The 24,430-nt window shown below is 71.8% G+C and carries 24 protein-coding genes and 1 pseudogene; 16 read left to right on the forward strand and 9 right to left on the reverse strand.

The genetic code is table 11. From position 1 onward, the window contains the following. Window position 1 precedes the first annotated feature (1 nt). The 6 genes from aroH (at window position 2) to J2S59_RS13690 (ending at window position 4,743) form a co-directional block, all read left to right on the forward strand. On the forward strand, window positions 2–397 hold the full coding sequence (gene aroH, locus J2S59_RS13665) for a chorismate mutase (RefSeq protein ID WP_068120494.1): 396 nt from the start codon (window positions 2–4) through the stop codon (window positions 395–397). Further along, window positions 394–1,461 (forward strand): prephenate dehydrogenase, encoded by a 1,068-nt coding sequence (locus J2S59_RS13670; protein WP_068120495.1) that lies wholly within the window; start codon window positions 394–396, stop codon window positions 1,459–1,461. The genes aroH and J2S59_RS13670 overlap by 4 nt, the downstream gene beginning before the upstream one ends. A 34-nt stretch (window positions 1,462–1,495) precedes the next feature. Next, on the forward strand, window positions 1,496–2,197 hold the full coding sequence (gene cmk, locus J2S59_RS13675) for a (d)CMP kinase (RefSeq protein WP_068120497.1): 702 nt from the start codon (window positions 1,496–1,498) through the stop codon (window positions 2,195–2,197). Beyond that, window positions 2,194–2,916, forward strand: coding sequence for a lysophospholipid acyltransferase family protein (locus J2S59_RS13680; RefSeq protein ID WP_181641916.1), 723 nt, complete (start codon window positions 2,194–2,196; stop codon window positions 2,914–2,916). Before cmk ends, J2S59_RS13680 begins: the two co-directional genes overlap by 4 nt. Before the next feature lie 25 nt (window positions 2,917–2,941). After that, window positions 2,942–4,324, forward strand: a complete 1,383-nt coding sequence (der, locus tag J2S59_RS13685; RefSeq protein ID WP_281366731.1) for a ribosome biogenesis GTPase Der — start codon at window positions 2,942–2,944, stop codon at window positions 4,322–4,324. 113 nt (window positions 4,325–4,437) lie between these two features. Continuing rightward, a complete protein-coding gene (locus J2S59_RS13690; protein WP_068120501.1) occupies window positions 4,438–4,743 on the forward strand; it encodes a hypothetical protein in 306 nt (101 codons plus the stop codon). Here the strand turns inward: J2S59_RS13690 and J2S59_RS13695 are convergent. Then, the gene (locus tag J2S59_RS13695) at window positions 4,731–5,204 is read right to left on the reverse strand and encodes a GAF domain-containing protein (RefSeq protein ID WP_220138430.1); all 474 of its coding nucleotides are present in this window, start codon (window positions 5,202–5,204) and stop codon (window positions 4,731–4,733) included. The genes J2S59_RS13690 and J2S59_RS13695 overlap by 13 nt on opposite strands. Window positions 5,205–5,264: 60 nt before the next feature. Here J2S59_RS13695 and imuA' point away from each other — a divergent pair, with 60 nt between their 5' ends. The 4 genes from imuA' to J2S59_RS13715 all read left to right on the forward strand — a co-directional run bounded on the left by imuA' (window position 5,265) and on the right by J2S59_RS13715 (window position 8,507). Then, window positions 5,265–5,882: a DnaE2-dependent mutagenesis accessory factor ImuA' gene (gene imuA' / locus J2S59_RS13700; RefSeq protein WP_068120502.1), complete on the forward strand. Its 618-nt coding sequence runs from the start codon at window positions 5,265–5,267 to the stop codon at window positions 5,880–5,882. 25 nt (window positions 5,883–5,907) lie between these two features. After that, window positions 5,908–7,497: a DNA polymerase Y family protein gene (locus J2S59_RS13705; RefSeq protein WP_306825220.1), complete on the forward strand. Its 1,590-nt coding sequence runs from the start codon at window positions 5,908–5,910 to the stop codon at window positions 7,495–7,497. Window positions 7,498–7,809: 312 nt separating this feature from the next. Then, the gene (locus J2S59_RS13710; RefSeq protein WP_068118897.1) at window positions 7,810–8,268 is read left to right on the forward strand and encodes a hypothetical protein; all 459 of its coding nucleotides are present in this window, start codon (window positions 7,810–7,812) and stop codon (window positions 8,266–8,268) included. Further along, window positions 8,265–8,507 (forward strand): hypothetical protein, encoded by a 243-nt coding sequence (locus J2S59_RS13715; RefSeq protein ID WP_068118894.1) that lies wholly within the window; start codon window positions 8,265–8,267, stop codon window positions 8,505–8,507. Before J2S59_RS13710 ends, J2S59_RS13715 begins: the two co-directional genes overlap by 4 nt. A 42-nt stretch (window positions 8,508–8,549) precedes the next feature. Here the strand turns inward: J2S59_RS13715 and J2S59_RS13720 are convergent. Further along, a pseudogene (locus tag J2S59_RS13720) lies at window positions 8,550–8,971 on the reverse strand (ISL3 family transposase); the annotation flags it as partial. 271 nt (window positions 8,972–9,242) lie between these two features. Between J2S59_RS13720 and J2S59_RS13725 the strand changes: the two are divergent. After that, on the forward strand, window positions 9,243–12,554 hold the full coding sequence (locus tag J2S59_RS13725; RefSeq protein ID WP_068118891.1) for an error-prone DNA polymerase: 3,312 nt from the start codon (window positions 9,243–9,245) through the stop codon (window positions 12,552–12,554). Between the two features lie 23 nt (window positions 12,555–12,577). Here the strand turns inward: J2S59_RS13725 and J2S59_RS13730 are convergent, their stop codons facing one another. Then, window positions 12,578–13,153: an isochorismatase family protein gene (locus J2S59_RS13730; RefSeq protein WP_068118890.1), complete on the reverse strand. Its 576-nt coding sequence runs from the start codon at window positions 13,151–13,153 to the stop codon at window positions 12,578–12,580. 62 nt (window positions 13,154–13,215) lie between these two features. Between J2S59_RS13730 and J2S59_RS13735 the strand changes: the two genes are divergently transcribed. The 3 genes from J2S59_RS13735 to J2S59_RS13745 are packed head-to-tail and all read left to right on the forward strand — an operon-like array spanning window position 13,216 to window position 16,719. Beyond that, window positions 13,216–14,637 (forward strand): MFS transporter, encoded by a 1,422-nt coding sequence (locus tag J2S59_RS13735; RefSeq protein ID WP_306825221.1) that lies wholly within the window; start codon window positions 13,216–13,218, stop codon window positions 14,635–14,637. Window positions 14,638–14,677: 40 nt separating this feature from the next. Beyond that, window positions 14,678–15,586 carry a DUF1295 domain-containing protein gene (locus J2S59_RS13740; protein WP_181641397.1) on the forward strand — a complete coding sequence of 303 codons (909 nt, stop codon included), beginning with the start codon at window positions 14,678–14,680 and terminating at the stop codon, window positions 15,584–15,586. Continuing rightward, window positions 15,583–16,719: an FAD-dependent oxidoreductase gene (locus J2S59_RS13745; protein ID WP_068116334.1), complete on the forward strand. Its 1,137-nt coding sequence runs from the start codon at window positions 15,583–15,585 to the stop codon at window positions 16,717–16,719. The genes J2S59_RS13740 and J2S59_RS13745 overlap by 4 nt, the downstream gene beginning before the upstream one ends. A 2-nt stretch (window positions 16,720–16,721) precedes the next feature. On the opposite strand, the gene J2S59_RS13750 is transcribed toward J2S59_RS13745, so the two are convergent. The 5 genes from J2S59_RS13750 to J2S59_RS13770 all read right to left on the reverse strand — a co-directional run bounded on the left by J2S59_RS13750 (window position 16,722) and on the right by J2S59_RS13770 (window position 21,809). Continuing rightward, a complete protein-coding gene (locus tag J2S59_RS13750; RefSeq protein ID WP_068116336.1) occupies window positions 16,722–17,459 on the reverse strand; it encodes a glucose 1-dehydrogenase in 738 nt (245 codons plus the stop codon). Window positions 17,460–17,509: 50 nt separating this feature from the next. After that, on the reverse strand, window positions 17,510–18,130 hold the full coding sequence (locus tag J2S59_RS13755; protein ID WP_068116338.1) for an FMN reductase: 621 nt from the start codon (window positions 18,128–18,130) through the stop codon (window positions 17,510–17,512). After that, a complete protein-coding gene (locus J2S59_RS13760; RefSeq protein WP_068116340.1) occupies window positions 18,127–19,278 on the reverse strand; it encodes an LLM class flavin-dependent oxidoreductase in 1,152 nt (383 codons plus the stop codon). Before J2S59_RS13760 ends, J2S59_RS13755 begins: the two co-directional genes overlap by 4 nt. Before the next feature lie 134 nt (window positions 19,279–19,412). Continuing rightward, window positions 19,413–20,081, reverse strand: a complete 669-nt coding sequence (locus tag J2S59_RS13765; protein ID WP_181641398.1) for a hypothetical protein — start codon at window positions 20,079–20,081, stop codon at window positions 19,413–19,415. A gap of 108 nt (window positions 20,082–20,189) precedes the next feature. Beyond that, window positions 20,190–21,809, reverse strand: coding sequence for an AMP-binding protein (locus tag J2S59_RS13770; RefSeq protein WP_306825222.1), 1,620 nt, complete (start codon window positions 21,807–21,809; stop codon window positions 20,190–20,192). Between the two features lie 195 nt (window positions 21,810–22,004). Here J2S59_RS13770 and J2S59_RS13775 point away from each other — a divergent pair, with 195 nt between their 5' ends. Further along, window positions 22,005–22,475 (forward strand): nuclear transport factor 2 family protein, encoded by a 471-nt coding sequence (locus J2S59_RS13775; protein WP_068117507.1) that lies wholly within the window; start codon window positions 22,005–22,007, stop codon window positions 22,473–22,475. 283 nt (window positions 22,476–22,758) lie between these two features. Here J2S59_RS13775 and J2S59_RS13780 read toward each other — a convergent pair whose 3' ends face one another. Continuing rightward, complete coding sequence (locus tag J2S59_RS13780) at window positions 22,759–23,229, reverse strand: CueP family metal-binding protein (protein WP_281366691.1); 471 nt, start codon at window positions 23,227–23,229, stop codon at window positions 22,759–22,761. Between the two features lie 120 nt (window positions 23,230–23,349). Between J2S59_RS13780 and J2S59_RS13785 the strand changes: the two genes are divergently transcribed. Continuing rightward, window positions 23,350–24,423 (forward strand): calcium/sodium antiporter, encoded by a 1,074-nt coding sequence (locus tag J2S59_RS13785; RefSeq protein ID WP_306825223.1) that lies wholly within the window; start codon window positions 23,350–23,352, stop codon window positions 24,421–24,423. The last annotated feature ends 7 nt before the right edge of the window (window positions 24,424–24,430 follow it).

Consider the following 24,430-nt stretch of genomic DNA (forward strand, 5'->3'; position numbering starts at 1 on the left):
CGTGGCGGTGCGAGCGGTCCGGGGCGCGACCCAGCTCGAGGCGGACACCCGCGAGCAGATGCTCGAGCGGGTCGCCGAGATGGTCACCGACGTCATGGAGTGCAACGGCCTCGCCGTCGACGACTTCATCTCGGTGATCTTCACGGCGACCTCCGACCTGCACGCCGAGTTCCCGGCGTACGTCGCCCGCCAGCTCGGCTTCGGCGAGATCCCGTTGATCTGCGCGCGCGAGCTGGAGATCTCCGGCTCCATGCCGCGGGTCGTGCGGATGCTCGCGCACGTCGAGACCGACCTGCCGCGCGCCGAGATCACCCACGTCTACCTGCACGGGGCGGCAGCGCTGCGCACGGACCTCTCACGGGTCCGGTCGGTCCCCGACGACGCTCACCGCCGGTGACTGAGTCCGGCGTACCCGGTCCGGTCGAGGTGATCGGTGCCGGACTGCTGGGCACCTCGCTTGGGCTCGCCCTGCAGGCCGCGGGGATCGAGGTGCTGCTGACCGACCTGGCACCGGAGAACGTGCGCACCGCCTCGGGCCTGGGTGCCGGACGCGCGCGCACACCCGACGACCGGCCTCGCGTCGTGGTCGTGGCGGTGCCGCCGGACCACCTGGCGACGACCATCGCCGCGGCCCTCGACGCGACCGACGCGGTGGTGACCGACGTCGGCAGCGTGAAGTCGGGCCCGGTCGCCGCCATCGCCGACCACCCGGCACTGGCGCGCTACGTCGGCAGCCACCCGATGGCCGGCAGCGAGCGGTCCGGTCCGTTGGCCGGATCGGCGTCGCTGTTCGAAGGACGCCCCTGGGCCGTCACCCCGCACGCGGCCAGCGACCCGCAGGCGGTCGCCACCGTGGAGACGCTGGTGCGCCTGTGTGGCGGGGTGCCGATCCGGCTGACGCCGGAGGAGCACGACAAGGCCGTCGCCCGGGTCTCCCATGTCCCGCACCTGCTCGCCGCCCTGGTCGCCGGACGACTGGCTGACGCGCCGGCCGACCACCTGCTGCTCTCGGGGCAGGGCGTGCGCGACGTCACCCGCGTCGCCGCCGGTGACCCGGCGTTGTACGGCCAGATCGTCGACGCCAACGCGACCGCTGTGCTCGAGCTCCTCGGCGAGCTGCGCGGTCAGCTCGACGCGGTCATCGACGCGGTCGAGCAGTCCGACCGCAGCGCGCTGCAGTCCCTGCTCGCGCAGGGAGCGGCCGGCACCCGGGCGATTCCCGGCAAGCACGGCGTGCCGGACCGGCCCATGGCCACGGTCTACGTGTCCGTGCCGGACAACCCGGGCGAGCTGGCGCGGTTGTTCGCCGACGCCGGCACCGTCGGGGTCAACATCGAGGACGTGCACATCGACCACGACCCGGGCCGCCCCGTCGGACTCGTGCACCTGGTCGTCGCCGAGGACCGGGCAGGCGAGCTCGTCGACGGGCTCGTGCACCGTGGGTGGACCGCGCGCTCGTAGGCCGACCACCGGGGTGCGACGGTACGATCCGCGGGTGTCCACGTCGTCTCCTGCCATCGACCCGACCGTGCTCGCCACGGTGGTGGTCGCCCTCGACGGACCGTCCGGGTCCGGCAAGTCCTCCACCGCCCGCGGGGTCGCCTCGCGGCTGGGCCTGCGCTACCTCGACACCGGCGCCCAGTTCCGGGCGATCACCTGGTGGATGCTGCAGCACGAGGTCGACGTCCACGACGCCGCAGCGGTCGCCGCACGCGCCGACGAGGCGGTGCTCGCCTCCGGCACGGACCCGCAGGCTCCGACGATCACCGTCGACGGCACCGACGTCGCCACCGCCATCCGGCAGGCGGACGTCACCGGGGCGGTCAGCCCGGTCAGCGCCGTACCCGAGGTGCGGGCGCGACTGCTCGCCGACCAGCGTGCGCTGATCGGCGAGGGCGGCATCGTCGTCGAGGGCCGCGACATCGGCAGCGTGGTGGCGCCCGACGCGCAGGTGAAGGTCTACCTGACCGCCGACCCCGCGGCCCGCGCCGTGCGGCGCGCCGCGGAGGAGGGTGGCAGCGACGTGGAGGCGACGCGGGCCTCGCTGCTCTCGCGCGACACGATCGACTCCGGGCGGGCGACGGCCCCGCTGACCATGCCCGACGGAGCCGTCCACATCGACACGACCGACTTCACGCTCGACGAGGTGATCGACCAGGTCGTGGCGCTCGTGGGGGCGGTGGAGGCTCCCGCGTGACGCCGCGCACCGTTGCGCACCCGCGGCGGTGGTTCATGCGCATCGCCCGGCCGCCGGCCCGGGTGCTCGTGCGCCGGCGGTTCGCCGTCCGGGTGCACGGAGCGGAGCACCACCCGACCAGCGGGCCCGTCGTGGTCGCCTCGAACCACATCGGTCTGGCCGACGGCCCCCTGATGGTGGCCTTCGGGCCGCGCCCGGTGCACGCGCTCACCAAGCAGGAGGCGTTCACCGGCAAGCTCGGTCTGCTGCTGGCCGCAGCCGGACAGGTGCCGCTCGACCGGTTCGCGCCGGACCCGGCAGCGATCCGGTCGTGCCTTCGGGTGCTCGCCGACGGCGGGGTCGTCGGGGTGTTCCCGGAGGGACGCCGCGGCACCGGTGATCTGGGGCGGTTCCACCGCGGTGCGGGCTATCTCGCGATGGTCGCCGGGGCCCCGGTCGTGCCCCTGACGGTGCTCGGCACCCGTGAGCCCGGCGGCAGCGCGGAGTCCTGGCCGGCCCGTGGCGCGGTCGTCGACCTGGTCTACGGTCGGCCGTTCACCGTGGACGCCGTACCGTGGCCTCGTACGCAGGCGCACGTGCGCGAGCTGTCGCTCGAGCTGCGCGCCCACATGCAGGTCGAGCTGGCGCGGGCACTGGAGCTCACGGGGCGGACGTTGCCCGGACCGGTCGACACCGCCGAGCTCGACGCCGACCCGCCGACGGCGCTGGTCGACGACTGAACCGGCCGCCGGCCGGACCGAGAGAATCGAAGCAGAGGAAGTAGCAATGAGTGAGCACGAGGCCGAGTCGGTCGAGACGGCGGACCGGCCCGTGGTGACCCCGACGTTGGCGGTGGTGGGACGTCCGAACGTCGGCAAGTCCACCCTGGTCAACCGCATCATCGGGCGCCGCGAGGCCGTGGTCGAGGACGTCCCCGGGGTGACCCGCGACCGGGTCTCCTACGACGCCACCTGGAACGGCCGAGCCTTCACGGTCGTCGACACCGGAGGCTGGGACCCCGACGCGCGCGGGCTCGCCGAGCGGATCGCGGCCCAGGCCGAGGTCGCCGTCAGCGCCTGCGACGCGGTGATGTTCGTTGTCGACGCGACCGTCGGCATCACCGATGCCGACGAGGCGGTCGTGAAGATCCTGCGCCGCTCCGGCAAGCCGGTGGTCCTGGCGGCCAACAAGGTCGATGACCAGCGCACCGAGGCCGAGGCGTACGGCCTGTGGAACCTCGGGCTGGGCGAGCCCTACCCGGTGTCCGCGCTGCACGGCCGCGGCTCCGGCGACCTGCTCGACGCCATCCTCGCCGCGCTGCCGGAGACCCCGGAGCAGGGCGAGGCGGAGGTCGGCGGTCCGCGCCGCATCGCGATCGTCGGCAAGCCCAACGTCGGCAAGTCCTCCCTGCTCAACAAGCTCGCCGGCGAGGAGCGGGTCGTCGTCGACAACGTCGCCGGCACCACGGTCGACCCGGTCGACGAGCTGATCGAGCTGGGGGGCCGCACCTGGCGCTTCATCGACACCGCGGGCATCCGCAAGCGCGTGAAGGAGGCCTCGGGGCACGAGTACTACGCCTCGTTGCGCACGTCGTCGGCGATCGACCGTGCCGAGGTCGTCGTGCTGGTCATCGACGGCGGGCAGTCGATCTCCGAGCAGGACCTGCGGATCATCCAGGCGGTCCGGGAGGCCGGCCGCGCCCTGGTGATCGCGTTCAACAAGTGGGACCTGGTCGACGAGGAGCGGCGCTACTACCTCGACCGCGAGATCGAGCGTGAGCTCGTGCAGGTGCAGTGGGCGCCGAGGATCAACGTCACCGCGCGCACCGGCTGGCACATCGACCGGCTGGTGCCCGCGCTCGACAAGGCGCTCGCCGGGTGGGAGACGCGCATCGGCACCGGTGCGCTCAACTCCTTCCTCGGCCGGCTGGTCGCCGAGCACCCGCACCCGGTCCGGGGCGGCAAGCAGCCCAAGATCCTCTTCGGAACCCAGGCCTCCACGGCGCCCCCGACGTTCATCCTGTTCACCAGCGGCAAGCTCGAGGCGTCGTACGAGCGCTACATCGAGCGGCGGCTGCGCGAGGAGTTCGGATTCGTCGGCACGCCGATCCTGCTGCAGCAGCGGGTGCGGGAGAAGCGCAAGCGCTGACGAAGCGGGGCATGCGCCCCAGACGAGGATCGCAGTGACGTGGTGACTGCGATCCTCGTGCAGGGAGCACGGACGGTCCTTGACGCCGAGCGTCCCGTGGGCAGTAATGGCACATGCGCCCCCGCTGGTTCCTCTGCGCGTACGCGGTCATCGTCCTGGGTGCCGCCCACGTCGCTGCTCTGGCCACCCGTTCCGCCAACGACGCGAGCATCGGGGGAGTGCTCCTGCTGCTTGCAGTGGCGTTCCTGGGGCTGCCGTGGAGCATCGGCTACTTCGCGGCGTTCGACTGGGCGGTCACCGGTACGGTTAGCGAGGCCTTCGTGCTCTCGGGCCTGGCAGTGCTCAACGCCGTGCTCGTCACGCTGGTCGTCGGACGCCCCGTCCGCCCGCGCGCGGTGAGGGCGGATCAGTCGGCGTAGCGCTCCCACAGCACCGCGGTCTCGGCCTCCACGTCGCCGGGAGTGGTGGCGGGGTTGATCCGTTGGAAGTTGCGACCGCCCCGGGCGAAGGTCTGTCGGACGGCAGCGGGGAGCTCGGGCTCGGGGACGGGACCGGGTAGCCAGGCGCACGGACGCTGGTGGGGCAGATCGTGGCGCCGGGCGACGGGGGACTCGTCGTACGTCGCCTCGCCCGTGATCCGGCCGAGCCGGTAGACGCCGGCGGCGTCCTGGGTCCAGACGAAGGCACCGGCCGGCGCGGCGGCGAAGCGCTCGGCGCGAGCCTGGACACGGGCGTCGGTGGTGTCACCGCCGTCGCCGCGCTCACCCACGCCGCAGAGGTCGTGCTCGAAGGCCCAGGCGAGGGCGGCGGCGTGGTCGACGGTGTCGTCGCGCGAGCGCATCGGGGCGCGGAACACGGGTGAGGGGGAGGGGGCGGACACGCCTGGTTCCTACCCGTTGCACGACTTGACCCTCTCGAACAGGTGTTCGATCATGGTCGGGTGTCCGCCGCTCCCGACCTCACTGCGCCCGCGCTGGTGGCTCAGCTGCGCGAGCGGATCGGTGCGCTCGAGGGAGCACCGGCGCGGACCCCGCTGCCGACCTACGACGCCTTCGCCCCGCTGATCCAGCTGCGGGCGGGTGGCACCTATGTCGTCGACGCGGCGTCGGTGGCGCTGGCGCTGGTCGCCGGTGCGAGCGCGGGCGGGGAGTGGGTCGGGGTGCTCGGCTGGCCCGACCTGGGAGCCGAGGCGGCTCACGACCTGGGGGCCGACCTGTCGCGGGTGGTGCTGGTGCCTGATCCCGGTGGACTGTGGCTGGAGGCGGCCGCCGCCCTGATCGACGTGGTCCGGTTGGTCGTGCTGCGTCCCGCCGGACCGGTGGATCCGAAGTCGGTCGCGGTGCTGGATGCCCGGTTGCGCAAGCGCTCCGCGGCCCTCGTGGTGTGGGGGGAGTGGCCCCGGTGTGAGGCGCGGTTGAGTCTGGAGCGGGTCTCGTGGACCGGTCCGGGCCGGGGGAGCGGCAGGCTCGCACAACGCCGCGCCGAGATCGCCGTACGCCGGGGTGGGGCGCCGCCGGCGCGGGGTGGCTGGGTCGTCTCAGGAGGGGTCGTCTCATGAGGGGCCGTCTCATGAGGGGCCGGCCGTGAGGGTGCTGGTCGTCTGGTGTCCGGACTGGTCCGTGGTGGCCGGGTTGGCCGACGCGGAGCTGTCGCCACAACTGCCGGCGGCGGTGCTGGCGCGCAACCTGGTCGAGGTCTGCAACCTGCCTGCACGAGCGGCCGGGGTGCGCCGGGGGATGCGCCGCCGTGACGCCCAGGCGCGGTGCCCGGAGCTGGTGCTGCTCCACGTCAATCCCGAACGCGACGCACGCACCTTCGAGCCGGTGCTGGCCGCGGTCGAGGCGGTCCGTCCCGGGATCGCGCCGCTGCGCCCGGGTCTGTTGGCCCTGCGGGCGCCCGGACGCTACTACGGCGGAGAGCCGCATGCCGCGGCGCTGCTGGCCCAGACGCTGGTCGAGGCGGGGGTCGTCGACGTCCGCATCGGGATCGCCGACGACGTCTTCACCGCCGAGCAGGCCGCCCGGCGGGCCGAGCCGCAGGACCACGTGGTGGTGCCGCCGGGGGGATCGGCGCCCTATCTGCGGACGCTTCCGGTCGAGGCGCTGCTGGCCGACCCCGAGGCGACCGAGATGGTCTCGCTGCTGCAGCGACTCGGGCTGCGCACGCTGGGCGAGCTCGCCCAGCTGCCGGGTCCCGACGTCAGTCATCGGTTCGGTGCCTACGGTCTGGAAGTCTGGCGCCGTGCCCGGGGAGAGGCGGCCGGCCTGCTCGCCACTCGCACCCCGCCGCCGGAGCTGGCGTGTGAGGTGGGCTTCGAGCCGCCGCTGGACTCCGCCGAGGCGGTGACCTTCAGCGTGCGCACCACCGCCGAGCGGTTCGTCGCCGGGCTGGCCGCGCGCCAGCAGGTCGCGACCGCGGTGCGGGTGGAGGTGGAGTGTGAGGGCGAGCGTGGGGAGAGCGTGCTGGTCTCGGCCCGTTCCTGGTTGCACCCGCGGCACTTCAGCGCCCGCGACCTGGTCGACCGGGTCCACTGGCAGATCCAGGGACAGACGCAGGGGTCTGTGCGCAGTCGCCGATCGGTGGCGGCGATCAGCGAGCCGATCACCCGTGTCCGCTTCGTGCCCGAGGTCGCCGAGCCCGCCGCCGACCACGCCGAGCCGCTGTGGGGCGGCGGTGCCAGTGAGTTGGTCGCCCGCGGGATGGCGCGCGTGCAGGCGATGCTCGGCTACGACGCGGTGGTGGTCCCGGTGCTGCAGGGCGGTCGGTCACCGGCGGCGCGGCAGGCGACGGTGCCGTGGGGGGAGCGACCCACCGGGTTGCGGCCCCTCGACCGGCCCTGGCCCGGCAGCCTGCCGGGTCCGGCTCCGGCGCGGGTCTTCGCCGTGCCGCTGGCCGCGGAGGTCCGCGACCGGCGTGGGGGCACGGTGTGTCTCGACGGGCGCGGCGCGGTCACCGGTGAGCCGGCCACGGTCCTGCTGCCCGACGTCGGCTGGCAGCCGGTCGAGGCCTGGGCGGGGCCGTGGCCGGTGGACGAGTCGTGGTGGGAGGCCGGTGCCGCGGCATCTCCTGCCGCATCTCCTGCTGCCCGGTTCCAGGTCGTGGGCATCGACGGGCGGGCGTGGCTGCTGCGTTGTCGGGACGCGACCTGGGAGCTGGAGGCTGCATATGACTGATTCGGTGCTGATCTGGTTACGCGAACCCGAGGTCCAAACCGATGTGCGGGACACGCCTAGTCTCCGAACGAGGGCGCGGCATTGCAACCCGAGTCGACTCAGGATAGCGTTCTGTGACCCTACTCACTCACGGAATCTCTTGGGGGAATTCATGAAAAGACAAAGGGTCCTTGCCGCCTATTCAGCGGCGCTCTTTTTTGTACTCACCGTTAATGTGGCTCCGGCCGGAGCCTCGAGTTCCGATGCGGAAGTACGCACGCAGTCATCGCAGCCGGCGACGGGGTTGCGACACCTGAACAGATTGCCCTGCTTGTGGACGAGGGGCTGGCCGATCAGGTGGTCGACCCAAACAGCGCGGAAGTTGAAGTCACGCACGCGGAGGATGGCGCCGCGCTGTCAAGTAATGCGATGGTTCCGAACGCCGCCTACTGCACCATTGATGGCCACTACACCGTGACATGGACGTTCAAGAGCTACCTAGGCAACGTGCGCTACCGGTGGTTCCATCGCACCAACTACTGTCGCGGTGGCGGGAAGGTGCGCGTCAAGAGCCACAATGACGGGGTCCGGGATGCTGACTTCATGATTCAGGTGCGCGAGGTCGTGTCGAAGGCGAAGTCCGGCGGGGGCACGGGCCAGGCTCGAGCCTACATGCAGCGGCACCTTGAGTCGTGCGTGATCAAGTACGGTTGCACCGCGTCGAGTTACCCGTGGAATCGCAGCTTCATCAACGCTAATGGCACCTACCGCCACGAGGGATCAAACAAATGAAAAGCAAAGCGCTGCGTCTGATTCTGGCTTACCTCGCCGTCATAGTCGGGTTGTTTCTTGTCGCGGGCCTTTCGGGTCTGGGGGTCGGGCCGTTGGAGTTCGGCATCCTTGCTCTGATCGCCATCGCGGTCGGTGTCTTGGTGACCCGCCGCATCGCTGGCAGCAGCCAGACTGGCGCGAGTTCAGGCGGCACTGCACACGGTGTCGGCGCCAAGAGCGATCCGCGCGTGAAAAGCTGAACGCACACGCGGATCGCAACAACGACCGTGACCCGGACACGCGTCGGCGACCGGGCGACGGGTGAGGTGTTGGACCACGATGGCTTCCAGAGCCCAGCGCAGCTGCGACGCGAGAGCTTCGCTCGCGGTTCGGCCGCTGCGGTGGTGTCCTGGCGCCACACACGAGTGCAGCCGGTGCAGGAGTAGCGGCGGATCGTGATCACCAACCTGGTGGGTCGCCAACCGAACGGCTCACGGCCAGGCGCCGGGTCACGGTGTCGCGAGTGACACCCTCACAGCCACAGCGGCGACACCAACGCTCGTCGGAATCGGCGGTTCGACGACGCGATAAGCGAGCACGGCCGGTCGGGTTTGAGCTGTTGGCCGGTGACGAGGGGGCCGAGGTCATCGAGACGGCAGAAGGTGGTCAGATCGGCGGTGTCGAACCCAGGATCAGGGCACGCCGCGGCGGTAGCGTCGTGCACGTCGAGGTCTTTCAGGTGGAAGGCGTAGGAACCTCCATCCTCGAAAGACCTCGACCCCTGCTCACCGACGCGCTGGGAACGGCACCGCGTCCCATACCCTCAACTGCGGATAGCCGGTTATGTTGACCCCGTTGGGATGGATTCACGCTCGTCGACGCAGCCGAGCTGCTGGGGATGAATCCGTCGACCGCCCGAGGACGGTACGCCGCGGCGCGAGAGATGCTCCGCTCGGCATTGGCCGACGTCCGGTGCTGACAAGACGAGCGCGCTGATGGGCTGGAGCAACCCCGCCGTCCCGTGGCGCGAGCTGGAGCGGCGGCTGTCGGGGAGGCCGGGCGCCGAGGACGCGCCGATCTCCCGCAGGGGGTCCCGCCCGACCGTGCCGGCGCCCGACGTCGAGGTGCCCGAGGGTCCGGCGTACGCCGAGCTGCACTGCCACAGCCACTACAGCTTCCTCGACGGGGCGAGCGCGCCGGAGGACCTGGTCGCACAGGCGCTGCGGCTGGGACTGCACGGGTTGGCGCTGACCGACCACGACGGGTTCTACGGCGCGCCGATGTTCGCCGAGGCCGCCGAGGAGCATCCGGCGCTGCGCACGGTCTACGGCGCGGAGCTCTCCCTCGGGCTGCGCGCACCGCAGAACGGCGTCCCCGATCCCGAGGGATCCCACCTGCTGGTGCTGGCCCGCGGGGTCGAGGGCTACCACCGCCTGGCCGCGGCGATCACCGAGGCCCAGCTGCGCGGCGACGAGAAGGGCCGCCCGGTCTACGACCTCGACGAGCTCACCGACCGCGGCCGCGACCACTGGGTGGTGCTGACCGGCTGCCGCAAGGGCACCGTGCGCGCAGCGCTGGCGGCCGGCGGCCCCGCGGCAGCCGCGGCCGAGGTCGCCGCGCTCGTCGAGCGGTTCGGGCCCGAGGGCGTCGTGGTCGAGCTGATCGACCACGACCTGCCCGGAGATGATGAGACCAACGCCGTGCTGGCCGGCATCGCGGCCGACCTGCGGCTGCCTGTCGTGGCCACCAACAACGTCCACCACGCGCGTCCGGACGAGTTCCGGCTGGCCGCCACGATGGCCGCGGTCCGGGCCCGCCGCAGCCTGAGCGAGATGGACGGCTGGCTGCCTCCCGGCCCGGCGGCGTACCTGCGCGGCGGGGCCGAGATGGCCGCCCGGTTCGCGGCGTACCCCGACGCGGTGCCGCGCAGCGTCGTCCTCGCCGACGAGCTCGCCTTCGACCTGCACAAGGCCTCGCCCCGGCTGCCCAAGCGCGGCATCCCCGACGGGCACACCCCGGCGTCGTGGCTGCGGGTGCTGGTGGAGCGGGGCTTCGCCGAGCGGTACGCCGGCACGCCGCTCGAGGAGCAGGCGCGCGAGCGCGTCGCCAAGGAGCTGGAGGTCATCGAGCGCAAGGACTTCGCCGGCTACTTCGTCATCGTCCACGACATCGTCGCCTTCGCCCGCAGCCAGCAGATCCTCTGCCAGGGCCGGGGGAGCGCGGCCAGCTCGGCGGTCTGCTACGCCCTGGGGATCACCGCGATCGACGCGGTCTACTACCGGCTGCCGTTCGAGCGGTTCATCTCCGAGCACCGCGACGAGGAGCCCGACATCGACGTCGACTTCGACTCCGACCGGCGCGAGGAGGTGATCCAGTGGGTCTACGACACCTACGGTCGCCACAACGCCGCCCAGGTCGCCAACGTGATCAGCTACCGCCCGCGCATGGCGGTGCGCGACGCGGCCAAGGCGCTGGGGCACTCGACGGGCCAGCAGGACGCCTGGAGCAAGCAGATCGACGGCTGGGGCAAGGAGGTCTCGCGCGACCTCGGCATCCCCGAGCCGGTCGTCGACCTCGCCGAGCAGCTCATCGGCGCTCCGCGCCACCTGGGCATCCACTCCGGCGGGATGGTGCTCACCGAGCGTCCCATCGGGGAGGTGGTGCCGATCGAGCGCGGCCGCATGGACAAGCGCACCGTCCTGCAGTGGGACAAGGACGCTGCTGCGTCGATGGGGCTGGTCAAGTTCGACCTGCTCGGCCTGGGCATGCTCGGCGCCCTCGACCACATGATGCGGATCATCGATGAGCACCTCGGGGTCCGCTGGGAGCTGGAGACGATCCCGCGCGAGGAGCCGGCCGTCTACGACATGCTCTGCCGCGCCGACTCGATCGGCGTCTTCCAGGTCGAGAGCCGCGCCCAGATCGGCACGCTGCCGCGGCTGCGGCCGCGCCGGTTCTACGACCTGGCGATCGAGATCGCGCTGATCCGCCCGGGTCCGATCCAGGGTGGCGCGGTGCACCCCTACGTCCGGCGTGCCACCGGCAAGGAGGAGGTCACCTACGACCACCCCGACCTCGAGCCGGTGCTCGAGCGCACGCTGGGGGTGCCGTTGTTCCAGGAGCAGCTGATGGCGATGGCCGTCGCGATCGGCGACTGCACGCAGGACGACGCCGACCTGCTGCGCCGGGCGATGGGCTCCAAACGCGGCATCGAGCGGATCGAGTCGGTCAAGGAGAAGCTGTACGCCGGCATGGCTCGGCGCGGCATCACCGGGGAGCGCGCCGACGCGATCTATCTCAAGATCCTGTCGTTCGCGAACTTCGGCTTCGCGGAGTCGCACGCGCTGAGCTTCGCCCTGTTGGTCTATGCCTCGTCGTGGTTCAAGCTGCACTATCCGGCGGCGTTCCTCGCCGGGCTGCTGCGCAACCAGCCGATGGGGTTCTACTCCCCGCAGTCGCTGGTCGGCGACGCGCGCCGGCACGGGGTGGACGTACGCCGCCCCGACGTCGTGCACTCCCGCGCGCAGGCCGATCTCGAGCCCTACCCCGACGCCCCCGCCCCGATCGAGCACCGCGACGACGGGGCGTACGCCGTACGCCTGGGGCTGGACGCGGTCAAGGGCATCGGGCTCGAGGTCGCCCAGCGCATCGTCGACGCGCGCGCAGATGCGCCGTTCACCGGTGTCACCGACCTGTCGCGCCGGGCGGACCTCAGCACCGCGCAGCTCGAAGCGCTGGCGACCGCCGGCGCCTTCGACTCGCTGGGCCTGGACCGGCGCGCGGCGCTGTGGCAGGCGGGGTACGCCGAGCGGCCCGACCAGCTGCCCGGGTCCACCCCTGCGCCCCCGGCCCCCATGCTTCCGGGGATGAGCGAGGTGGAGGAGACGCTGGCCGACCTGTGGGCCACGCGGATCTCCCCGGAGCACCACCCGGTCGAGCACCTGCGCTCCCAGCTGCAGGCCGCCGGCATCCGCTCCATCGCGGACCTGGCGACCACCACCCCGAACCGCCGGGTGCTGGTCGCCGGGCTGGTGACCCACCGACAGCGTCCGGGCACCGCGCAAGGCGTCACGTTCCTCAACCTCGAGGACGAGACCGGGATGCTCAACGTCATCTGCACCCCGAAGGTCTTCGCCACCCACCGCACTGCCGCCCGCTCGAAGGTCGCCGTGGTCGTCCGCGGCATCCTCGAGCGCAGCGAGGGGGTCACCAACCTCGTCGCCGAGCAGGTCGAGGGCATCGACGTGGTCGTGCCGGGAGCCGGTGCGGTGCTCCAGGCGCGGCAGTCCTCGCGGGACTTCCGCTGAGACAGCGAACGGCTGAGCCTGACTCAGCCCCGCGTGACGCCTGCCGCGGCGAGCTCGGCGAGCGCGGCCTCGCTGGTGTCCGGAGCGACGCCGGCGTGCATGCCGTCGAGGAGCACGACCGCGAAGCCCTCCTGCACCGCGTCGAGTGCCGTGGCGCGCACGCAGTGGTCGGTGGCGATCCCGGTGAGCTCGACCGTCTCGACCCCCAGGTCGCGCAGGACGTCGGCCAGCGGGCGGCCGTCGTCGGTCGCACCCTCGAAGGCGGAGTACGCCGGCACGCCCTGGCCCTTGCGGACGTGGTGGGTGACGTGGGTCAGGTCGAGGTCGGGGGCGTAGTCGGACCCGGTCGAGCCCTCGACGCAGTGCACGGGCCACGACGTACGGAAGTCCGGCTCCTGCCCCGGCTCCGGGAAGTGCCCGCCGTTGGTGTCATGGGCGTGGTGCCAGTCGCGGGAGGCGACGACCGCGGCGTAGTCCCGGTGGTGCTCGGCAAGGTGGGTGCTGATCCGGCGGGCGACCTCGGCGCCACCGGCGACGCCCAGGGAGCCACCCTCGACGAAGTCGTTCTGGACGTCGATGACAAGCAGGGCGCGACTCATGTCACCCATCGTGCCCCATGCCAGGCGCGTGGCCCTTGCGCCCCTGGGGCATTCTCGTCCACGTGCACCAACAGCCCCCGGATCCCGCCCGTTGGCGCATCCTGGGAGTGACGGTCAGCGTCGGCTTCATGGTGCTGCTCGACGTGACGATCGTGAACGTCGCGATCCCCTCGATGCGCGCCTCCCTCGAGACGACGGCCGCCCACATCCAGTGGGTGATCTCCGGCTACGCGCTGGCGTTCGGCCTCACGCTCGTGATCGGCGGGCGACTCGGCGACGCCTGGGGCCGGCGCCGGATGATGCTCATCGGACTGACCGGCTTCGTGCTGGCGAGCGCTGCCGCGGGGCTGGCGCCGACCATCGGCACCCTGATCGCCGCCAGGCTCGTGCAGGGCTTCGCCGCCGGACTCCTGACCCCCCAGAACTCCGGGCTGATCCAGACGCTCTTCCGCGGGGCCGAGCGCGGCACCGCCTTCGGCATCTTCGGCCTGACCGTCTCGATCTCGTCCGCGATCGGCCCCGTCCTCGGCGGACTGATCATCGCGCTCGGCGGGTCCGCCGACGGGTGGCGGTGGATCTTCCTGGTCAACGTCCCGATCGGGCTGGTGCTGCTGGTGGCGATCGCCCGGATGGTCCCCGGCCGGGACCCGGACGCCGGACCGGATCCGCGCCTCGACCTGCTGGGCGCGGTGCTGCTCGGGGCGACGGTGCTGTGCGTGCTCTACCCGGTCGTCAGCGCCGAGGGCGGGAGCCGGCTCCCGCTCCTGCTGCTCCTCCTGGCCCCCGTCCTGGGCTATGCGTTCGTGCGCTGGGAGCGGCGCGTGGTCGGCCGCGGTCACGCGCCGCTGCTCGACGTCGGCCTGCTGCGCAAGGTGCCGGGCTACGCCAGCGGGCTGGCCGTGGGCTCGCTCTACTTCACCGGGTTCACCGGGATCTTCCTCGTGCTCAGCGTCTATCTGCAGGACGGGCTCGGCATCAGCGCGCTCCAGACGGGCCTCGTCCTCGTGCCGTTCGCGATCGGCTCGGCGATCTCGTCGCTCATTGCGGGACGCTTGGTCTCCAAGGTCGGGCGGGTGCTCACCGTGGTCGCGCTCGGCGTGATGATGCTCGCGGTGGGCGTGCTCGCCCTGGTCGTGCCCTGGGGCGAGAGCGGTGCGCTGTGGCTGGTCTTCGCCCTGCCGCTGCTGGTCGCCGGACTCGGTGGTGGCGCGGTGATCTCCCCGAACTTCACCCTCACGCTCGCCGACGTCCCGACCCGCATGGGCGGCGCCGCCGGGGGAGCCCTGCAGACCGGTCAGCGCATCGGCACCGCGATCGGTGCCGCACTGGTGATGACCACCTATCAGATCGCGCTGTCGGCGTACGACGACCCGGGCCGGGCGCTGCAGTGGGCGATCGGTGCGGCGCTGGTGCTGCTGAGCGCCGCCTGGGCCGCGGCCCTGTGGTCGTGGCGGCACGAGGTGCCGCTGGACCAGATGAACTGAAACCTGTTCCAGCTGGCAGCGGCGCCACTACGCTGCCGCGATGGCGAACAAGCCCTCCTCCCTGCTGCGCGTCGCCCTCGTCTACGTCGTCGCGATCACCGTGGGTGCGGCCTGGTTCTTCGCCGGCCCCGACACCCGCTGGCTGTGGCTGGACGGCCTGATCGCCGACGTCTTGGCGACCCTGGTGATCTTCGCGGCCAGCCGGCTGCACCGGAACTCCAGCTTCTACGACGCCTACTGGAGCGTGCTGCCGCCGTTGCTGGTCGCGGCGTGGTGGGTCGAGGCGGACCGCGCGGATGTCGCAGGAGACCCGTTGCGTCTGGGCCTGCTGCTCGGCGTCGTCGGTCTGTGGGCCGTCCGCCTGACCGCCAACTGGATCTACGCGTTCCCCGGCCTGCACCACGAGGACTGGCGCTACGCGTTGCTGCGGGAGCGCGCGGGCAGGTTCGGCTTCCTGGCCGACCTCTTCGCGATCCACCTGGTCCCGACCCTGCAGGTCTTCCTGGCGCTGCTGCCGGCGTACGTCGTGGCGACGCGGGGCGACCGGGCGGTCGGCTGGCTGGACGTGCTGGCCGTCGTCGTCGGTCTCGGCGCCATCCTGCTGGAGACCGTGGCTGATGCGCAGATGCACCGCTTCGTGCGCGACCGCCGGCCGGGCGAGGTCATGGAGCGCGGCCTGTGGGCATGGTCGCGACACCCGAACTACCTCGGCGAGCTCGGGTTCTGGGCGGGCGTCGCGTTGTTCGGCCTGGCCGCCGACCCGTCGGCGTGGTGGGCACTCGTGGGCGTCGCCGGGATGCTGGCGATGTTCTACGGCGCGAGCATCCCGATGATGGAGCGACGCAGCCTCGAGCGGCGTCCGGCCTACCAGGACGTCGTCGACCGGGTGCCCCGGCTCTTCCCGCGCCCTCCCGGACGCACCCGCGCCCGCGAGGCCGCCGCCCGATGACCCGCCCCCGCGTCGTCGTCGCGGGTCTGGGCGACTCCGGCCTGCTGACGGCGATCCACCTCGCGCGGCACGCCGACGTCGTCGGGGTGTCGACCAAGCCCGGACTCGTCAGCGGGCAGGAGCTCGGGCTGCGGTTGGCCCGCCCCGACGAGTGGGCGCGTGACTACCGCATCGGGTTCGACCGGTTCCGCGCGGCGCGGTCCGTCCGCACCGTCCACGGGACGCTGAGCGGACTCGACGTCGCGGGACGGCGCGTCACGGTAACGCTGCCCGACGGCGCGTCCGAGCACCTGACGTACGACGCACTGGTGGTGGCGACCGGGGTGCGCAACGGCTTCTGGCGCCGGCCGGACCTGCAGACCGTCGCCGAGGTCGAGGCCGACCTGCTGGCGGCCCACCGCCGGCTCGCCGAGTCGGGCTCGATCGTCGTGGTCGGGGGCGGAGCCGCCGCGGTCAGCGCGGCAGGCAACCTCGCCGCCCGGTGGCCCGACACCCGCGTCGACCTGTACTTCCCCGGGGAGCGTGCGCTGCCGCACCACCACGGCCGGGTGTGGAGCGCCGTGCGTGCGCGGCTGGAGCGACTCGGGGTCGGCATCCATCCGGGGCACCGTGCCGAGCTGCCGGCCGGTGGCGCGCCCACGGAGATCACCTCGGGCCCGGTCCGGTGGTCCACCGGGCAGGAGCCGGTGAGAGCAGATGCGGTGATCTGGGCAGTGGGTGCGGTGCGGCCCAACACGGACTGGCTCCCGCCGGCACTCCTCGACGATGCGGGCTTCGTGCGGGTCGGCCCGGACCTGCGCGTGCCGGACGCGCCGGGGGTGTATGCCGTGGGCGACGTCGCCGCCACCGACCCGCTGCGCACCTCGGCGCGCAACAAGGGCCACCAGGTCGTCGCTCACAACGTGCGGGCCGAGCTCGCCGGCCGCACCCTGCGCACCTACCAGGCGCCGCGCCGTCGGTGGGGCTCGGTCCTCGGTCCTCAACCTGACGGACTGGTCGTGTTCGCCCCCGACGGGCGGGGGTTCCGCATCCCGCGCCCCGTCGTGCGCGGCGTCCTGCAACCGGTGATCGTGCGGTGGGGGATCTACCGCGGGATCCGCCGTAGGGGCGCCGCCGTCGACGAGGGCACCTGAGTTCAGGACTTGTGCGGGACGCCCTGGATCGTGCCGCCGTCAACGACGAACTCCGCGCCGGTGGCGTACGACGACTCGTCGCTGGCGAGGAACACGATGAACGCCGCGACCTCGTCGGGCTCGCCGGGCCGTCCCATCGGGATCGTCAGCATGTCGTCGGGGATGCCGGCGGTCATGGGCGTGCGGATCATCCCCGGGTGCACGGAGTTGCAGCGCACGTTGTGGGCGGCCAGCTCGAGTGCGACGGACTTCGTCAACCCCCGCACGGCCCACTTCGTGGCGGAGTAGGCGTGCGTCCACGGGGTGCCGCGGAGACCCTCGATCGAGGAGATGTTGATGATCGAGCCGCGACCGGAGGCGATCAGCGCCTTGGTCGCGGCGCGGATCCCCAGGAAGGTCCCGGTGAGGTTGATGTCCAGCGCCTGCTGCCACGCCTCGAGGTCGAACTTCCCGATCGGCCCGCCGTTGGCGATGCCAGCGTTGTTGACCAGCACGTCGAGCTTCCCGAACTGCGCGGTGGCAGCCGCCACGGCCGCCTCCCACTGGTCGGGCTCGCGCACGTCGAGGTGGACGTAGTGCGCCGCGTCGCCGAGCTCGTCGGCCAGCGCCTTGCCCTGCTCATCGGAGATGTCGCCGATGACCACGCGCGCGCCCTCCGCGACCAGCATGCGGGCGTCGGCGGCGCCCATGCCCTGGGCACCGCCACTGATCAGAGCGACCTTGTCCTGCACGCGTGCCATGTCAGCGTCCGTTCGTCGGAGGGGTGCGACGTGGCTTAGTGAAACACGTTCTATTCCGCTCCGCTGGCACGTCGCAGGAGTTCCTCGAAGGGTGTCGGCTCGGCGAGCTCGTCCTGCGGCGTACGGCGCTGCGGGGTGGCGCTGTCGCCGGGTGTTGTCTTGCCTGCCAGCAGTGCCAGCTCGCCGGCCGCGCGGTGGATGCGGCGGTCGAGGTCCCGGCCGGCGAAGTCGTCGGTCGCGGCGAACACACCGGTGGGCACGACCACGGCCCGGAGGTAGCCGAACAGCGGTCGCAGGGCGTGGTCGAGCACGAGCGAGTGCCGCGCGGTGCCGGCGGTCGCTGCGATGAGCACCGGGGTGCCCTCCAACAGTCCCTGCTCGAGCACGTCGAAGAACGTCTTGAACAGTCCGGAGTAGCTCGCCGAGAACACCGGCGTGACCGCGATCAGCCCATCGGCGGAGCGCACCTGCTCGATCGCGTCCGCGAGCGCGGGACCCGGGAATCCGGTCAGCAGGTGGTCGGTGAGCTCGTGGGCGAGCTCGCGCAGCTCGACGTGGGCGACGTCGGCCTCCTCCAGTGCCTCGGCGGCGGCCGCGCCGAGGCGGTCGGCCAGGAGCCGGGTGCTGGAGGGGTTCGACAGGCCTGCCGAGACGACGACGATGCGGGTCATGCGGACGCCTCCTGCGTGTCCTCCGCGCGGCGACCGGTGGCCGCGTCGGGGGCGGCATAGACCGTGGCGTCGACCGCGCCGCCGGCCTGGGCGACCAGCGAGCGGTGGGTGGGCGCGTCGGGGATGTGCGCGGGACGCCCCTCGGCGAAGCCCTCGCGCAGGGCGGGCAGGATCTCGCCGAGCAGGTCGAGCTGCTCGAGCACCGTCTTCAGGGGCAGGCCGGCGTGGTCGACGAGGAACAGCTGGCGCTGGTAGTGCCCGACGTAGTCGCGGAACGACAACGTGCGCTCGAGCACCTGCTGGGGCGAGCCGACCGTCAGGGGGGTGGCCTGCGTGAAGTCCTCCAGCGACGGACCGTGCCCATAGACCGGAGCGTTGTCGAAGTAGGGACGGAACTCGTTCCAGGCGTCCTGGGAGTTCTTGCGCATGAAGAACTGCCCGCCCAGGCCGACGATAGCGGTGTCGGCCGGTCCGTGGCCGTAGTGCTCGAAGCGGCGGCGGTAGAGCGCGACCATCTGCCGGGTGTGGCTGGCGGGCCAGAAGATGTGGTTGTGGAAGAAGCCGTCGCCGTAGTACGCCGCCTGCTCGGCGATCTCGGGGCTGCGAATCGAGCCGTGCCAGACGAACGGCGCGACACCGTCCAGCGGACGCGGCGTCGAGGTGAAGCCCTGCAGCGGGGTACGGAACCGGCCCTCCCAGTTCACCACGTCCTCGCGCCAGAGGCGGTGCAGCAGGGCGTAGTTCTCGATGGCGAGGTTGATCCCCTCGCGGATGTCCTTGCCGAACCACGGGTAGACCGGCCCGGTGTTGCCCCGCCCCATCATCAGGTCGACGCGGCCGTCGGTGAGGTGCTGCAGCTTCGCGTAGTTCTCCGCGATCAGCACCGGGTCGGTGGTCGTGATCAGGGTGGTGGCCGTCGACAGGATGATCCGCTCGGTCTGGGCGCCGATGTAGGCCAGCGTGGTGGTCGGTGCGGAGGCGATGAACGGCGGGTTGTGGTGCTCACCCGTGGCGAAGACGTCGAGGCCGACCTCCTCCGCCTTCTTCGCGATGGCGACGGTCGCCTTGATCCGCTCGTGCTCGGTCGGCGTACGCCCGGTGGTCGGGTCGGTGGTGACGTCCCCGACGGTGAAGATCCCGATCTGCATGGTGGCCTCCCGGCTGTGTGCGGCTGATCACTTGGTGATGCGTCACTTACATCCTGTCAAACAAAAGGTGACGTGTCACCATTCCCGCGGAGCCTGACGCGTCACATCGCCCACGGCGAGTCGGGGCGGCAGGCTCAGTCGGGCGCGCCGGCGTCCGGTGCGCGGCGTCCGTCCTGGGCGGAGCGGTACGCCGGCTCCCGCAGCCGGGCGGTCCAGCGGTAGTTGTCCAGGCCCGGAGGCGGGAACCGCAGCGGGTCGAAGGAGATCTCCTGCGGCGCCGGTCGCAGCAGCCGCAGAGCGGCGAACGTGCGCCACGGCCCCCGCGCGCTCGCCCAGGCGACGGCGTACGTGTCGGGCCCGGTCGAGCGGGCTCCGAGCACGAGCGGTCCGTGCGGCCCGCGGTACGGCATCAGCGTGGTGAGTGCGGGGGAGTGCGGCGAGCGGGCCGGGCGGAGCAGGAACCGCGTGAGCGCGCCGCTGCCGGTGCTCGCCAGCAGCAGGTCGGACCACCCGTGCTCGACGTCGACGCGGAGCGCGAGGCCCTGGAAGTCCGGCCACCCCGTCGGCAGCCCGATGGCGGTGGAGACCCGGGCCAGCGCCGGGTCGGTGCCGGGCTCGTCGATCCAGTCCACCCCCGTGGGAGGGCCGGGGTGACCGGTGCGTTCGAGCGTGGCCTCCCACACCTCGCCGCGCGGGTGCAGCGGCTTCTCCGCGGTGCGTACGGCGTCGACGGCCGCGGTGGCGGCAGCGAGGATCGCGCCACCGGCGCGGGCGAGCTGGTTCACCGGTCGGGGGGTGCTCATGACGGAGGTGTACCCAGTCCGGAGACGAAGAATGGTCACCCGCGGCCGATCCGGAGGTGCCGGATGCGTCACGGGTGACCATTCTCGAGATGCTGAGGGGACCGCGTCCTAGGCCGGCGCGACCTCCTGCTCGCTCGCGACCGACTTCGCCCACTTGTAGTCGGCCTTGCCCGCGGGGGTGCGCTTCATGGCCGGTACGACGATCAGGTCGCGCGGGACCTTGTAGCCGGCCAGCGACTGGCGGGCGAAGGTCTGGATGTCCTCGAGCGTGGGGTTGCGGCCCTCGCGCGCCGAGACCACGGCCGTCACCCGCTCGCCGAGCCGGCTGTCGGGCACGCCGACCACCAGGACGTCGGCGACGTCGGGGTGGCCGTGCAGGACGTTCTCGACCTCCTCCACGTAGACCTTCTCGCCGCCGGTGTTGATGCACTGCGAGCCGCGGCCGAGGAACACGATCGAGCCGTCGTGGTCGCGGTAGCCCATGTCGCCGAGCACCGAGCAGCGGCGCCCGTCGGGCAGCGTGCGGAACGTGCGCGCGGTCTTCTCCTCGTCCTTGTAGTAGCCCTGCGGCACTCGGCCTGTCCGCGCGATCAGGCCGACGTTGTCGGGCCCGGGCGGCAGCTCGTTGAGCTTGTCGTCGACGACGAGCATGGTGTCGGTCGCCGGCACCCGCAGGTTGCCGTTCTCGTCGAGGCTGATCTCACCGTCGTTGCCGGACTCCGAGGCGCCGAAGTTGTCGCGCTGCATCGCGTTGGGAGCGAGCGCGCGGAACCGGTCGCGGCACGCCTGCGACCAGATCGCTCCGCCGGAGGTGAACATGAACAACCCGGAGTAGTCGACCTCGTCCTTGCGGCGCTCCATCTCGTCGGCCAGCGGCATGCCCATCGCGTCGCCCACGATGAGCAGGCTCTGCAGGCCGTCGTGGGCGATGCCGTCGACGATCTTGGCGGGGTCGAAGTCACGCAGCATGACCAACCGGCCGCCGAAGATGAAGTAGAAGAACATCGCGTACGACGCCGCGCCGTGCATGAGCGGTGCCGCGATCAGGAACGAGATCGGCGGCATGGCCACTGCGGCGGTGGCGATCGCCTCGAGGTCGGGGTGCGGGTCGCCGTACGGGTTGCCGCCCGACAGCGGCTTGTGGAACAGGTCGTCGTGGGTCCAGACGACGCCCTTGGGGTAGCCCGTCGTGCCACCGGTGTAGAGGATGTAGTGCTCGTCGCCCGTGCGCGGTGCGAAGTCACGCTCGGTCGACTGCTGCTGCCAGTCGGCGTGGTCGACCACCGCGACGCCGCGCGCCTCGGCGGCTGCGGTCAGCGCCTGCTCGGCCGTGCCGACGACGAAGACGGTGCGGACCAGGGGGAGGCGGTCCAGGATCCGCGCCAGGGACTCCTGGTGCTCGGGCTCCTCGACGACGACCGCGACGGAGTCGGAGTTCGTGAACAGGTAGTCGAGCTCGGCGTCGGTGTAGCGGTAGTTCACGTTGATCGGCACGGCGCGGATCTTCAGCAGCCCGACCATCGTGGTCACGTGCTCGACGCAGTTCTTCAGGAAGATCGCGACGTGCTCGCCGGCCTGGATCCCCGACGCTGAGAGCAGGTGCGCGACCTGGGTGGCCTCACGGTCGAACTCGGCGTACGTGAGGTTGCGACCTTGGTAGGTGAGGGCGACCCGGTCCGGGACCGCGTCGGTGACGGTCTCGAAGACGGTGGCGAGGTTGAACTTCACGGAGGCCTCCTGTGAGGGGTGGGATCCGGCAGGTCGGGTCCCGCGGCGGCGGGTGGTGGCGCTGAGCCTAGGAGGGTCGGGCCCTGGGTGTGACTCGAATCACCACTGGCCGGGACAGAGGGCCCCAGCCCTCTTCGCGACGGTGAGCGTGGCGGGAGACCTCGGACGGTGGCGTCGATCTACTAGGTTCGACAGATGGACGCACGCCCACCCCTTCCGCCCTTCACCCCAGAGACCGCGGCCCAGAAGGCTCGCGCTGCCGAGGACGCCTGGAACAGCTGCGACCCGGAACGGGTCTCGCTCGCCTACACACCGGACAGCAGGTGGCGCAACCGGGACACGTTCGTCACGGGCCGCGCCGAGATCGTCGCGTTCCTTCAGCAGAAGTGGGAGCGCGAGCTCGAGTACCGACTGATCAAGGAGGTCTGGACCCACGGCGACAACCGGATCGCGGTGCGCTTCGTCTATGAGTCCCACGACCCGCGCGGTCAGTGGTTCCGCTCGCACGGCAACGAGAACTGGGAGTTCGACGAGCACGGCCTGATGCGCCAGCGGCACGCCAGCATCAATGACATTCCGATCGACGATGCGGATCGACTGTTTCACTGGGACCGTTCCGGGCCGCGGCCGGCCGACCACCCCGGGCTCACCGAGCTGGGTCTCTGACGGCACACGCCCCACGCCTGGAAACGACGAACGGACCTACGATTTCGTAGGTCCGTTGTCCTCGATGTCCTGGGACATCACACGGTCGGGCTGACAGGATTTGAACCTGCGACCCCTTGACCCCCAGAGCAGACAGACCGTGATCCCTGGTCCGGGATGCTGGTCCGTGGTGGTCGTGGGCCACGTCCTGACCGGCTATCCGTGATCCTCCGTCCGGGCCGGTCCCGGGAAGTCCGTGACATCGGGTGTGACACCGGACCACGCGCGCGGGGAGGGCGGACGCTCACGGACACCCGCGCTCGATGTCGCGGGGCAGCCAGAAGCCGAGGAAGCCGTTGTCGAAGGTGGTGCGCACCTCGTCGACGAGGACCTCGTCGTTGGCCTCGTCGACGATCTTCACCCGGACGTCGGCGGAGTCGAGCTCGCCGAGGCACGTGGTCAGCGAGTGGTAGAAGCACTCGTGGGTCTGGTCGACGTACGGCGCGACCGCGAGGTAGAAGCGGTCCTCGGGCACGTCGAGGCTGACCTCCCGGCGTCCGAGGTGAGCATCAGCTCCCCGGGCCGCACCGACGCCATCAGGTCCCTCGGCCGCTCGGCCGGCGCCAGCCTGTCGAGATGGTCGATGATCTGCACGGCGCTCATCCCGTCCAGGGCGTGTCCAGCCAGCAGGTCCTCGACCTCGGCCGGTGCCGGCACGGGCTCGGACGCTGCGCTGCTCGGTGCGTCCGCCTCCTGGCCGTCCTGCGCCGAGCAGCCGGTCAGGGCCACGGCCAGCGCCACGACGACCCCGGCGACCGCACGGCTGGGCGGTGTCTTCCTCATGGGACTCCTTCTCGACGGGTGCTCCACGGTACGTCTCCGTAGACTTCGTCTCGTGAGCCTCGTGGTGGCGGTATCCCTCGTCGTCGGTCTGGTGCTGCTCATCGGCGGCGGTGAGCTCCTCGTGCGCGGGGGCGGTGGGCTCGGCCGGACACTGGGCATGTCCCCGCTGGTGGTCGGCCTCACCATCGTGGCGTTCGCGACCTCTGCTCCCGAGCTCGCCGTCTCCCTCGACGCCACGCTGTCGGGGTCGCCCGGACTCGCGGTCGGCAACGTCGTCGGCAGCAACATCACCAACGTCCTCCTCGTCCTCGGTCTTGCCGCCGTGATCCTGCCGCTCGCAGCGCAGCGGCAGCTCGTGCGCTTCGACGTGCCCTTCGTGATCGTGGTGTCGGTCCTGGCGCTGCTGCTCATGCTCGACGGCTCGATCGGGCGCGTCGACGGAGTGCTGCTGGTCGCGCTGCTGGCGGCGTACGTCGTCTGGACCGTCCTGCTCGGGCGTCGTGCCGGCACCGACGACCCGCCACCCGGAGCCGCCGTACCGGCCCTCTCGCGGCCCCTCGTCGACGTCGTGCTCGTCGTCGTCGGCATCGCCCTGCTCGTGCTCGGTGCCCGCCTCCTGGTCTCGGCCGCCACCAGCATCGCCACCGCCTTCGGCGTCAGCGACCTGGTGATCGGGCTGACCGTCGTCGCGGTCGGCACCTCCCTGCCGGAGGTGGCGACCTCGGTCATCGCGGCGATCCGCGGCGAGACCGAGATGGCCGTCGGCAACGTGGTCGGCAGCAACGTCTTCAACCTCACGGCGGTCCTGGGACTCACCGCCGTGATCGCGCCGGACGGCGTGCCGGTCGAGGCCGCCGCGATCCGCTTCGACGTACCCGTGATGATCGCGGTCGCACTGGCCCTGCTCCCGATCCTCTTCACCGGCATGGTCATCGCGCGCTGGGAGGGTGGCGTCTTCCTGGCGATGTACGCCGGCTACGTGGCCTACCTGCTGCTGGCGGCCGCCCAGCACGATGCGCTCCCCGCGTTCAGCACGGTGATGCTGGGCTTCGTCGTCCCCCTCACCGCGCTGACGATCGCGGTCCTGGTGGTCCAGGAGATCCGGCTGCTCCGACGCCGCGGTTGACGTCTCC

This window comes from Nocardioides massiliensis (assembly GCF_030811215.1).
Classification (GTDB): domain Bacteria; phylum Actinomycetota; class Actinomycetes; order Propionibacteriales; family Nocardioidaceae; genus Nocardioides_A; species Nocardioides_A massiliensis.